Origin of the sequence: Vreelandella neptunia, from assembly GCF_034479615.1 — a bacterium.
Taxonomy (GTDB): Bacteria; Pseudomonadota; Gammaproteobacteria; order Pseudomonadales; family Halomonadaceae; genus Vreelandella; species Vreelandella neptunia.
The window spans coordinates 1-12,323 of the sequence record NZ_CP140255.1 but is presented as its reverse complement, the minus strand read 5'-3'; the positions used below and the strand labels follow the sequence as shown (position 1 = coordinate 12,323).

General features: G+C 51.7%; 9 protein-coding genes, 2 tRNA genes and 3 rRNA genes. 4 read left to right on the top strand and 10 right to left on the bottom strand.

Going from position 1 to position 12,323, the window contains the following annotated elements:
* Positions 1–4: 4 nt before the first annotated feature.
* From SR894_RS00070 to flgB, 5 genes are read right to left on the bottom strand one after another with little or no spacing between them, the layout of a single operon-like run.
* A complete protein-coding gene (locus SR894_RS00070) occupies positions 5–763 on the bottom strand; it encodes a flagellar basal body rod protein FlgF (protein WP_133733416.1) in 759 nt (252 codons plus the stop codon).
* Positions 764–794: 31 nt separating this feature from the next.
* Complete coding sequence (gene flgE / locus SR894_RS00065) at positions 795–2,294, bottom strand: flagellar hook protein FlgE (protein ID WP_133733415.1); 1,500 nt, start codon at positions 2,292–2,294, stop codon at positions 795–797.
* A 33-nt stretch (positions 2,295–2,327) separates the two neighbouring features.
* Complete coding sequence (locus tag SR894_RS00060; protein ID WP_133733414.1) at positions 2,328–3,017, bottom strand: flagellar hook assembly protein FlgD; 690 nt, start codon at positions 3,015–3,017, stop codon at positions 2,328–2,330.
* Positions 3,018–3,023: 6 nt separating this feature from the next.
* The gene (gene flgC, locus SR894_RS00055; RefSeq protein WP_133733413.1) at positions 3,024–3,434 is read right to left on the bottom strand and encodes a flagellar basal body rod protein FlgC; all 411 of its coding nucleotides are present in this window, start codon (positions 3,432–3,434) and stop codon (positions 3,024–3,026) included.
* Positions 3,435–3,466: 32 nt separating this feature from the next.
* Positions 3,467–3,901, bottom strand: a complete 435-nt coding sequence (gene flgB, locus SR894_RS00050; RefSeq protein ID WP_223289159.1) for a flagellar basal body rod protein FlgB — start codon at positions 3,899–3,901, stop codon at positions 3,467–3,469.
* A gap of 207 nt (positions 3,902–4,108) precedes the next feature.
* Here flgB and flgA point away from each other — a divergent pair, with 207 nt between their 5' ends.
* The 4 genes from flgA (at position 4,109) to SR894_RS00030 (ending at position 6,464) form a co-directional block, all read left to right on the top strand.
* Positions 4,109–4,825 (top strand): flagellar basal body P-ring formation chaperone FlgA, encoded by a 717-nt coding sequence (gene flgA, locus SR894_RS00045; protein ID WP_133733411.1) that lies wholly within the window; start codon positions 4,109–4,111, stop codon positions 4,823–4,825.
* 98 nt (positions 4,826–4,923) lie between these two features.
* Positions 4,924–5,190 carry a flagellar biosynthesis anti-sigma factor FlgM gene (gene flgM, locus SR894_RS00040; RefSeq protein WP_223289158.1) on the top strand — a complete coding sequence of 89 codons (267 nt, stop codon included), beginning with the start codon at positions 4,924–4,926 and terminating at the stop codon, positions 5,188–5,190.
* Positions 5,191–5,203: 13 nt separating this feature from the next.
* The gene (locus SR894_RS00035; protein WP_133733409.1) at positions 5,204–5,653 is read left to right on the top strand and encodes a flagella synthesis protein FlgN; all 450 of its coding nucleotides are present in this window, start codon (positions 5,204–5,206) and stop codon (positions 5,651–5,653) included.
* Positions 5,654–5,723: 70 nt separating this feature from the next.
* Positions 5,724–6,464 (top strand): SDR family NAD(P)-dependent oxidoreductase, encoded by a 741-nt coding sequence (locus SR894_RS00030; protein WP_223289157.1) that lies wholly within the window; start codon positions 5,724–5,726, stop codon positions 6,462–6,464.
* Positions 6,465–6,564: 100 nt separating this feature from the next.
* Here SR894_RS00030 and rrf read toward each other — a convergent pair.
* From rrf to SR894_RS00005, 5 genes are all read right to left on the bottom strand, one after another.
* A 5S ribosomal RNA gene (gene rrf / locus SR894_RS00025) occupies positions 6,565–6,680 on the bottom strand.
* 151 nt (positions 6,681–6,831) lie between these two features.
* A 23S ribosomal RNA gene (locus SR894_RS00020) occupies positions 6,832–9,731 on the bottom strand.
* A gap of 251 nt (positions 9,732–9,982) precedes the next feature.
* A tRNA-Ala gene (locus SR894_RS00015) sits at positions 9,983–10,058 on the bottom strand.
* Positions 10,059–10,177: 119 nt separating this feature from the next.
* A tRNA-Ile gene (locus SR894_RS00010) sits at positions 10,178–10,254 on the bottom strand.
* An 83-nt stretch (positions 10,255–10,337) separates the two neighbouring features.
* A 16S ribosomal RNA gene (locus SR894_RS00005) occupies positions 10,338–11,870 on the bottom strand.
* Together the 16S, 23S and 5S rRNA genes with 2 tRNA genes alongside form the textbook arrangement of a ribosomal RNA operon.
* Positions 11,871–12,323 lie beyond the last annotated feature (453 nt).

The following is a 12,323-nucleotide window of genomic DNA, read 5'->3' as shown; positions in this document are numbered from 1 at the left end:
AACATCAACCTTGAATAGACAAAATACCATTGGCGCGCTGAGCATTTTCATCAGCGGTGCTCAGCACTTTCATTTGCATATCGTAGCGCCGTGCCACATCTATCATTGAAACCATAGCATCCACAGCACTAACGTTACTGCCTTCAAGGGCACCGCTAATCAGCTTGGCATTTTCGTCTGCGGGCAAAGCGCCAGGCAACCCTTCTTCATTCGGTAAAGCTCGAAACAGTCCGTCTTCACCGCGCGTTAAAGCGCCATTTTCAGGTGTCACCAGCTTGATGCGCCCAACCTCGACAAGTGCTTCGGGACCTACGCCCTGTGGAATGGCACTAATTGTTCCATCGGCACCCATTGAGACTTGTGCCCCTTGAGGGATCGCAATTGGGCCACCATCACCCAGCACAGGGCGGCCAACGCTTAGCAACACACCATCACTATCGATCTGCAGGTCACCACGGCGTGTGTAGGTTTCCGTGCCATCATCGGCCTGCACCGCCATCCAGGCATCCCCCTGCATTGCGACATCAAGGGTGCGGCCCGTATATTCAACGGGCCCCTGAGCAAAATCGCTGCCCGGCGTAGTGGTTACCGCCGAGGTACGTGTGGCGAGCAGAGCGTCCCCTTGCACGGGAACCGAACGAGCGACCTGTAGCTGGGCACGAAAGCCGGTAGTGGTCACATTCGATAGGTTATTACTCACCACCGACTGCTGATCCATTGCGTTCTTCGCACCACTCATGGCGGTATAGAGCATTCGATCCACGTTGCTGACTCCTTACCTCAATAAGCCACTATTAAAGATTAATAATGGTCTGCAGGAGCTCGTCCTGGGTGCTAATTGATGTTGAATTAGCCTGATAGGCACGCTGCGCGACGATGGTATCCACCAGCTGTTTTGCTAAGTCCACGTTTGAGTTTTCGAGTACGCCAGACTCAATCGTTCCAAAAACGCCCGTACCACCGGTACCAATAATGCCAATACCCGATGCATTGGTTTCACGCCATGCGTTATCACCAATCGACTGCAAGCCCTCTTCATTGGCAAAATTGGCCAATACAATTTGTCCAGCATCGCGGCGTTCTTCGTTAGTATAAATACGAATAACACGGCCATCGCGGGTAATTTCCAAGCCTGACAAACTGCCAGATGTATAGCCATTCTGGGTCAGCGTGTTCTGCACTGAGTTATTGTTGAACTGCGTCGTTCCTGTCAGCGTCAGGTTGTAACTCAGTTCCTCAGCACCATCGCCAACAATAAAGTCTAGGTCTGCAAAAGCTTTGGTAAGAGCTGCACTATCAACTGCTGGCTGGTCAAATGCGAGAGCGGCCGTTTCACCATTGGCTGTAGTCGCTTCAGCGAGGGGATTTCCTGCGGCAAAAGAGAGCTGGTAACCAGCATCAGCGACGCCCACTATCGCGTCTTCGTCTCGGACACCATTCCCCGCTGCATCAAGGTCGCTATATTTAGCAAGCTGTCCGTTGCCATTAAATTTTAAAAAGAAGGCGTTATCTAGGTCTGTTGCAGCGCCAGCTGCACCGCTAAATGAGAGTTTCCCATCGACGGCTTGAAAAGCCTTCCAGGTATTATCACCTATCTTTTCATAGTACATGGTGACATTGCGTTCATTACCCAGGGAGTCGAAGGTCGTGAAGCTATTGGAGTAGTGGTACGCAACCTCGATTTCTAGTGGATCACCACCAGCAGCATAGGCACCCGTATTATCCACCGTAATTAAATTGCCAGCCTCATCCTGGGCACGAACAAGTGATGTCTGTGTGCCCTGTCCCGGCACTGTACTGGCATCCAGGTTGTATGTCGCCGTCGCCTGCGCCGTCGCCTTGGCGGGAATGTCAGCAGCCGGAATTTTTAGCGCCTCAGGCGCGCCGCCTGGCACGACAGCCGAAAACGGGTCATTCGGATCAGAAAGGCCATAGCCGGTTAAACGTTGACCGGCGGCGTTGACCAAGTAGCCTTGATTATCCTGACTAAATTGACCGTTGCGGGTATACGCGGCCTCCCCACTGGTTTGCTCAACACGGTAAAAGCCGTCACCCGCCACAGCTAGATCTAACGTACGTCCGCTGGTCTCTAAATCACCGGCGGTAAAGTCCTGGCGCACATCTGAGATTTTCACGCCAAGGCCCACTTGGCTACTTGCACCCGCGAATACATCAGCAAATATCGCACCTGAGCTTTTAAAGCCTACGGTTTGAGAGTTGGCAATATTATTACCTAAGATTTTTAGGTTTTCCGACTGGGCGTTGAGACCACTTAATGCTTGAGAAAAGCTCATTTCTCTCTCCTAGAAACAGTTAATACTTTGCAGTCAAAGAATTTGTTTGACGTCATTAAGGCTGATTTGACCATAAATCGCGCCAAGATCCAGTCGGATACCGCCGTTGCCATCATTAGGCGTGACACTATTGACGATGGCATAGTTAAGCGCGGTTGATTCGATTACCTCGCCTTCACCGTTGGTTGCTTCTAACTGAATGGTATAGCGATTACTGGCGACCACTTCACCTTGATCATTTTCACCATCCCACTGAAACGATTGCACGCCCGCATCAACAGCCCCTAAGTCATAGCGACGAATAACTTGGCCGCCCTGACCCAAAATGGTCGCCTGAACATTAGCGGCAGGCTTGGCGAGTTCAATACCGAATGGTGTTGAGTAGGGCTTACCTTCACTATCTTGTTCCAGCATAATCTGACGCCCGGGCACCATTACGCCTTGACCGATCAAGCCGCTCGCCTGCAATGCCTGGTTAGCATCCATCTGGCTGGTAATACTCTGTAGCGTGCTATTCAGCTGCTCAATACCGCTCACGGTATTGATCTGAGCAATCTGCGACGTCATCTCCGCGTTTTCCATCGGCTTGAGCGGATCTTGATTCTGTAGTTGGGTAATCAATAGCGTCATGAAGCTATTACGCAGTTCGTCTGATTGGCTCTGCTTTAACTGGCTGCCGCCCCCATTGATGGCTGCCAATGTGCTCGGGTTGATTGTGTTCATTTTTTATTACCCCTCACCCAGCGACAGCGTCTGCATCAGCATCTGCTTACTGGTATTAAATACTTCAACGTTGGCTTGATAAGAGCGCGATGCAGAAATCATATTGACCATTTCATGCACCGGCTCGACATTAGGCTTTGCCACATAGCCTTCTTCATCCGCCGCAGGATGACTAGGCATATACTCCATACGCAGGGGCGAATCGTCTTCCACTACTTCGGTGACGCGCACACCACCAACGCCATAGCGGTTGCTTTGCGCCTGGGTCTCAAACATCACCTGTTTCGCTCGATAGGTTTCACCATCAGGCCCAGCGACACTGTCGGCATTGGCCATATTGCTAGCGGTAACATTCATTCGCTGGGACTGGGCGCTCATTGCCGAGCTGGCAATATCAAACGCGGAGAACATTGACATCGTTGGTTAACTCCTCACTAATTTGGCCTGGATTATTCGGGCTGCATGGCATTTTTCAGCCCTTGAATACGGCTATTGAGCATCGTGAGTCCGACTTGATAACGAACGGCGTTATCAGCAAACTGCGTGCGCTCACGATCCATATCAACCGTATTTCCATCCAAACTAGGCTGGTCGGGAATGCGGTAAAGTAAATCGGCGTTGCCCGCTCCGCGCCATGCGGGGCCTTCTCCAGCAATATGACTACCAGAGGTACGCGCTAAAGTCAGACCGCCGCCGGCATTGCTAGATGCACTCTGAGTACCGTCTACTGCTTTTTTAAGCTCACTAGCAAAATCTATGTCACGCGCTTTATAGTTAGGCGTATCGGCATTGGCAATATTAGCTGCCAATATTTCGTGGCGTGCCTGGCGTAGACTCACTGCTTGCTGATGAAAATTAAAGGCAGATTCCAGTTGATCAATCATGCCGACCCTCGCTTGAGGCATAAAATAAAATGGATTTTGTTGATGATGCAGAATACGACTTGAACCGTCAGCCTAAAGCATGGAACAGCTGGTGTTTCTGCCAGCATTTCACGTTATACGGCTGCTACCTTTTCGCTACACTGGGCAATGAGTCCTCTACTTTGCTCTCCTCTCTCTAACTAAGCTCCCAAGCAAGCGACCCCCCCTATGCTACGATCGCGCTTTACTAAGCCAAGCACGCTTCGCTACTGGCAAGTTATTCTCTTTTTGACAATCCTATGCGCTACTGCTTTTACCAAAGCGCAGGCTGACGACGACGAACTACTTCAACAAGTGCATCAGTTTTTGTACGAAGAGACACGCGCTTTAGGTGAAGAAGTGGTCATTGACCTACGGCCACCGTCGCCACATTTACCGGAATGCGTCCAACCGGAGCCTTTCTTACCTAACGCAAATCAAGCCCCCTTGGGCCGCGTTTCCGTTGGTGTACGCTGCGGTGAAGACAGCCGCCAAGTCCGCTACTTGCAGGCCCAAGTAGATGTCATCGGTAATTACGTGGTGGCGGCAAGAGATATTGAGCGGGGTACACTGATCACTTCAAGCATGCTCAGCGAACGCGGTGGCAACCTTGGCGACCTGTCGGCTCAGGCGCTGACCGCTGAAGAAGATATTGTGGGCAAAATAGCTCAACGCCCCATTCGCAGTGGTAGCGCCTTTTTGGCCCATTATTTACAAGCGCCTCATTTAGTTGAACGCGGGCAGCGCGTTACTGTCGTAGCTGAAGGTTCGGCTTTTCGCGTTTCACGCGAAGGCGAAGCGCTTGAAAATGGTGCTCTTGGTGATCGGATTAGAGTTCGTTTTGGTTCACGGGAAATTATGACGGCCCGCGTCACGGATCGAGGCATTTTGGTGGTAGATTTTTAAGCCGCCACCTAAAGTTATACCCAGCCCTGCCGATAGTTACCTTTATACAAGCTATACTAAACGCAAAGCGCATCGACGCTGACGATGAGGCAGACGACGTGAATATTGATAACATTAATTCGCTGTTACGCTCTAACCAAGCCCAGCAGCGTGATGAAACGCAAAAAGCTAGCAGCGTAAAACCAGCTGCACCGGGTGATGCTACGCGCGAATCGACTCAGTTGAGCCAGACAAGTATTGATGAATCTCAGGATATCGATAGCGCCAAAGTTGAAGAAATTCGTGACGCTATCCGCGAGGGCCGCCTTGAAATGAATGCTGATCGCATCGCAGATGGCCTAATTGCAAATCTTAAAGATTTTTAAGGGGGCGCTTTAAATGAGCCTTGCATCCTTGCTTACCGATCAACAACAACGGATTGATGAATTAATTTCGTTGTTGTCCAGCGAGCAAAATTTATTGACGCAGGGTGACATTGACGGTGAGGCACTATCTAAAGTCGCGCTAGATAAGCAGTCATTAATGAATGAATTAGAGCGCATAGAGACTGTGCGCCGCAACGTACAAAAACGTCTTGGATATGCCGACGGTGCTGACGGTGCCAAAACGGCAGCTCATGATGCAGGCTGCCAGACAGCCTGGAAAAGCTTGCTCGAAAAGAGTGAGCGCGCTTCGCGCATGAATGAGTTAACGGGACAGATGCTTTCAGTTCGGATGAAGCATAATCAGGCAATGCTTGATTACATTCGCCAAATCGCAGAAAAAACACTCTATAGGCCTGATGGTCGCAATAGCGCCCAACCGGGCAGAATCAACGCTTCCGCCTGATCTCTCTCGACAAGCCTTCTGCATAGCGTTTCAATGAAAGCCTTCACTAGCAGGATTGCAAAGGCTTCCCATGTTAAGTTTACTGCCTCATCACTATACAGCGCTGGTTGTAGGCGCATCGGGAGGAATAGGTGCTGCCATCATTGAGCAGTTACTCTCTTCCTCTCAGGTCGGCCACATTATTGCGGTAAGCCGGCAGCCACCACGAATTGACAACCCCCGTCTTACACACCTAATGCTTGATGTTTCTCAAGAGCAGGGACGGCAGGCACTTAAAACAGAACTAGCCTCGCAGCCAATCCACTTCTTGTTTAATGCCATCGGCATCCTTCATGATGAGGCGCAACGACTGTTGCCCGAGAAGCGCCTTGATCAGCTTAGTGTCGAAAGCCTTGCGCAAACAATGAACATCAATGCCTTTGTGCCAATTTTATTGCTAACGGCACTGAAAGACTCTTTCAAAGGGTCACACCCTTCAGTGATTGCCAGCCTTTCGGCTCGTGTTGGCTCAATAGAAGATAATCAGCTAGGAGGCTGGTACAGCTATCGTGCCAGCAAAGCAGCGCATAACATGTTGTTTAAGACAGCCTCCATTGAGCTCAAGCGGCTTAATAAGCAGTCGTTAGTGCTTTGTCTTCACCCTGGCACCACTGACACAGCCCTCTCTAAACCTTTTCAAAACCGAGTACCTAGCGAAAAGCTATTTACACCCGCATTTGTAGCAGAGAAGCTGCTGGCAGTCATCGCTCAGCGTACGCCTGAAGATAGTGGTACTTTTTGGGCTTGGGATGGCAAATCTATCGACTGGTGAGGTGTTGATGTTTACCCCTCACTCCTCACTATTTACCCCTCACGCTCATGCAAAAAAAATCCCCCAAGGCACCAGCCCTGGGGGATTTTTCATAATAAGTGCCTGACGATGACCTACTCTCGCATGGGGAGACCCCACACTACCATCGGCGCTAAGCGGTTTCACTTCTGAGTTCGGCAAGGGATCAGGTGGTTCACGCGTGCTATGGTCGTCAGGCGTAACTGTTAATGTACATCATGCTGACTGTTTTTAACTAAATTGTGAGCGTCTTATCACCTACCGCCCTGGCAGTCTGTTGCCTGGGCCACACGCTGCGTATCCGGCATTCATTCACGTCATCATCACGACCAGACCCCTTGGGTGTTATAGGGTCAAGCCTCACGGGCCATTAGTACACGTTAGCTCAACGCCTTGCAGCGCTTCCACACCGTGCCTATCAACCAGCTGGTCTCGCTGGGCCCTTCAGGAGGCTCTAGGCCTCAGGGATGTCTCATCTTGAAGGGGGCTTCCCGCTTAGATGCTTTCAGCGGTTATCCCGTCCGACCATAGCTACCCGGCAATGCCACTGGCGTGACAACCGGAACACCAGAGGGTCGTCCACTCCGGTCCTCTCGTACTAGGAGCAGCCCTTCTCAAACATCCAACGCCCACGGCAGATAGGGACCGAACTGTCTCACGACGTTCTAAACCCAGCTCGCGTACCACTTTAAATGGCGAACAGCCATACCCTTGGGACCGACTTCAGCCCCAGGATGTGATGAGCCGACATCGAGGTGCCAAACACCGCCGTCGATGTGAACTCTTGGGCGGTATCAGCCTGTTATCCCCGGAGTACCTTTTATCCGTTGAGCGATGGCCCTTCCATACAGAACCACCGGATCACTAGAACCTGCTTTCGCACCTGCTCGACGTGTCTGTCTCGCAGTCAAGCACCCTTATGCTCTTGCACTCAATGCACGATGTCCGACCGTGCTGAGGGTACCTTCGTGCTCCTCCGTTACTCTTTAGGAGGAGACCGCCCCAGTCAAACTACCCACCACACACTGTCCTCGATCCGGATAACGGATCTGAGTGAGAACGCCAATGATGCCAGGCTGGTATTTCAAGGTTGGCTCCGCCCGAACTGGCGTCCGAGTTTCAAAGCCTCCCAGCTATCCTACACAGGCAACATCAGCGTCCAGTGTGAAGCTATAGTAAAGGTTCACGGGGTCTTTCCGTCTAGCCGCGGGTACACCGCATCTTCACGGCGATTTCAATTTCACTGAGTCTCGGGTGGAGACAGCGTGGCCATCATTACGCCATTCGTGCAGGTCGGAACTTACCCGACAAGGAATTTCGCTACCTTAGGACCGTTATAGTTACGGCCGCCGTTTACCGGGGCTTCAATCAAGAGCTTCGCCTTGCGGCTAACACCATCATTTAACCTTCCGGCACCGGGCAGGCGTCACACCCTATACGTCCGCTTGCGCGTTAGCAGAGTGCTGTGTTTTTAATAAACAGTTGCAGCCACCTGGTATCTTCGACCGGTTCGGGCTTAGAGAGCAAGTCTCATCACCCTACGCCGGCGTGCCTTCTCCCGAAGTTACGGCACCATTTTGCCTAGTTCCTTCACCCGAGTTCTCTCAAGCGCCTTGGGATTCTCACCCTGACCACCTGTGTCGGTTTGGGGTACGGTCGCACATGATCTGAAGCTTAGAGGCTTTTCCTGGAAGCGTGGCATCAGTGACTTCCTGACCGTGGTCAGTTCATCTCGTGTCTCGGCCTTAAAGGATCCCGGATTTACCTAAGATCCAAGCCTACTCACTTTCACCAGGACAACCAACGCCTGGCTCACCTAGCCTTCTTCGTCCCCCCATCGCAACCATGTCCGGTACGGGAATATTGACCCGTTTCCCATCGACTACGCCTTTCGGCCTCGCCTTAGGGGCCGACTCACTCTGCTCCGATTAGCGTCGAACAGAAACCCTTGGTCTTCCGGCGAGGGAGTTTTTCACTCCCTTTATCGTTACTCATGTCAGCATTCGCACTCGTGATACCTCCAGCGAACTTCTCAATTCACCTTCATTGGCTTACACGACGCTCCTCTACCGCGAATCCATATCGAAATATGGACTCACCCGTAGCTTCGGTACCTGGTTTAGCCCCGTTACATCTTCCGCGCAGGCCGACTCGACTAGTGAGCTATTACGCTTTCTTTAAAGGATGGCTGCTTCTAAGCCAACCTCCTAGCTGTCTGAGCCTTCCCACATCGTTTCCCACTTAACCAGGATTTCGGGACCTTAGCTGACGGTCTGGGTTGTTTCCCTTTTCACGACGGACGTTAGCACCCGCCGTGTGTCTCCCACGCTCTACTCACCGGTATTCGGAGTTTGCCTCGGGTTGGTAAGTCGGGATGACCCCCTAGCCGAAACAGTGCTCTACCCCCGGCGGTAATACGTGAGGCGCTACCTAAATAGCTTTCGAGGAGAACCAGCTATCTCCGAGCTTGATTAGCCTTTCACTCCGATCCACAAGTCATCCAAATCTTTTTCAACAGATCCTGGTTCGGGCCTCCAGTTGATGTTACTCAACCTTCACCCTGCTCATGGATAGATCGCTCGGTTTCGGGTCTATATCCAGCGACTGTGTCGCCCAGTTAAGACTCGGTTTCCCTACGGCTCCCCTATACGGTTAACCTCGCCACTGAATATAAGTCGCTGACCCATTATACAAAAGGTACGCAGTCACAGAACAAGTCTGCTCCTACTGCTTGTACGCACACGGTTTCAGGATCTATTTCACTCCCCTCTCCGGGGTTCTTTTCGCCTTTCCCTCACGGTACTGGTTCACTATCGGTCAGTCAGGAGTATTTAGCCTTGGAGGATGGTCCCCCCGTCTTCAGTCAAGGTTTCTCGTGCCCCGACCTACTCGATTTCACATGATCAGATTTTCGACTACGGGGCTATCACCCGCTACGGCCAGACTTCCCAATCTGTTCGCCTAATCATTCACATGCTTAAGGGCTGGTCCCCGTTCGCTCGCCGCTACTAGGGGAATCTCGGTTGATTTCTTTTCCTCAGGGTACTTAGATGTTTCAGTTCCCCTGGTTCGCCTCTTACACCTATGTATTCAGTGTAAGATACTGACCTTATGGCCAGTGGGTTTCCCCATTCAGAGATGTCCGGGTCACAGGTTGTTGCCACCTCACCGAACCTTATCGCAGGCTACCACGTCTTTCATCGCCTCTGACTGCCTAGGCATCCACCGTGTGCGCTTAATTGCTTGACCCTATAACCCGAAGGAGTCTGGGGTTCGCAATAATCACGTTTCATTTTGCCGGATACGCTGACGCGTATCACAATTTAAGAAGCACTTCTTGCGAAGTGTTCTTGTCAGCATGATATACATTGTTAAAGAGCAGCTGTTCAATGAACAGTGATAAAGCAGTGTGCGATAACTAAAACAACAGCACAGTGACTTATCAGTGGTCACGAAACATTCACAAACGGTATTGAAGGTTAAACAGGGTAGTAACGTAATGGTGGAGCCAAGCGGGATCGAACCGCTGACCTCCTGCGTGCAAGGCAGGCGCTCTCCCAGCTGAGCTATGGCCCCATCTAGTAGTCACTCTTCGTCACAGTCACCTCTGGCCAATTTTATTTAGCGCAAGGCATTTTATGACGACGCATAGCCTGCTATGCGAGTTATAAAATAACGCAGCGATAGATAAAATTTGGTGGGTCTGGGCAGACTTGAACTGCCGACCTCACCCTTATCAGGGGTGCGCTCTAACCAACTGAGCTACAGACCCAAGAGGGAATCGTGCTTTTACCGTTTGCTCTATATCTGATCAGGTAATTCATTGTGGACGCTTACCGACTGTGACGCATCGTTTAAGGAGGTGATCCAGCCGCAGGTTCCCCTACGGCTACCTTGTTACGACTTCACCCCAGTCATGAACCACACCGTGGTGATCGCCCTCTTGCGTTAGGCTAACCACTTCTGGTGCAGTCCACTCCCATGGTGTGACGGGCGGTGTGTACAAGGCCCGGGAACGTATTCACCGTGACATTCTGATTCACGATTACTAGCGATTCCGACTTCACGGAGTCGAGTTGCAGACTCCGATCCGGACTGAGACCGGCTTTAAGGGATTCGCTGACTCTCGCGAGCTCGCAGCCCTTTGTACCGGCCATTGTAGCACGTGTGTAGCCCTACCCGTAAGGGCCATGATGACTTGACGTCGTCCCCACCTTCCTCCGGTTTGTCACCGGCAGTCTCCTTAGAGTTCCCGACATTACTCGCTGGCAAATAAGGACAAGGGTTGCGCTCGTTACGGGACTTAACCCAACATTTCACAACACGAGCTGACGACAGCCATGCAGCACCTGTCTTACAGTTCCCGAAGGCACACCAGAATCTCTTCCGGCTTCTGTAGATGTCAAGGGTAGGTAAGGTTCTTCGCGTTGCATCGAATTAAACCACATGCTCCACCGCTTGTGCGGGCCCCCGTCAATTCATTTGAGTTTTAACCTTGCGGCCGTACTCCCCAGGCGGTCGACTTATCGCGTTAACTTCGCCACAAAGTGCTCTAGGCACCCAACGGCTGGTCGACATCGTTTACGGCGTGGACTACCAGGGTATCTAATCCTGTTTGCTACCCACGCTTTCGCACCTCAGTGTCAGTGTCAGTCCAGAAGGCCGCCTTCGCCACTGGTATTCCTCCCGATCTCTACGCATTTCACCGCTACACCGGGAATTCTACCTTCCTCTCCTGCACTCTAGCCTGACAGTTCCGGATGCCGTTCCCAGGTTGAGCCCGGGGCTTTCACAACCGGCTTATCAAGCCACCTACGCGCGCTTTACGCCCAGTAATTCCGATTAACGCTTGCACCCTCCGTATTACCGCGGCTGCTGGCACGGAGTTAGCCGGTGCTTCTTCTGCGAGTGATGTCTTTCCTACCGGGTATTAACCGACAGGCGTTCTTCCTCGCTGAAAGTGCTTTACAACCCGAGGGCCTTCTTCACACACGCGGCATGGCTGGATCAGGGTTGCCCCCATTGTCCAATATTCCCCACTGCTGCCTCCCGTAGGAGTTCGGGCCGTGTCTCAGTCCCGATGTGGCTGATCATCCTCTCAGACCAGCTACGGATCGTTGCCTTGGTGAGCCATTACCTCACCAACTAGCTAATCCGACATAGGCTCATCCAATAGCGGGAGCCGGAGCCCCCTTTCTCCCGTAGGACGTATGCGGTATTAGCCTGGGTTTCCCCAGGTTATCCCCCACTACCGGGCAGATTCCTATGCATTACTCACCCGTCCGCCGCTCGTCAGCATCTAGCAAGCTAGATCTGTTACCGCTCGACTTGCATGTGTTAGGCCTGCCGCCAGCGTTCAATCTGAGCCATGATCAAACTCTTCAGTTTAAGATCTATGCGGTTCTTACCCGCCACTCGAAAGTGACAGAAGCGAACCAAACTTGGCTCAAGGTTCAAACGAATTCATTCAAAACAGATCCCAAAGGACGAATCCTTTAAAATCTTATTGCTTGAGTCGCTTGCCTTGATATTGGGTGATTTGTCACCAACATCAGCAAGCGCCCACATGAATTACCTGATCAAATTGTTAAAGAGCTGTTTCGCTGTTAGATTGCTATGAAAGCAACCGGGCTGCCGTTGACTTGGCTTGCCTCAGCGAGGAAGGCGCATTCTACGCATTTCCTGGTGTTTGTCAAGGGCGTTGTTTTCGATGCAAACCTGACCACATTCAAAACCGCTGGCTTTCGTAAAAGCACTAACTACCTGACGAACCGAAGCTTTTACACTTCATTCACCGCTGGTAACGCTTGGCGTCCCCGGCAGCGGATGCGTACTTTACGG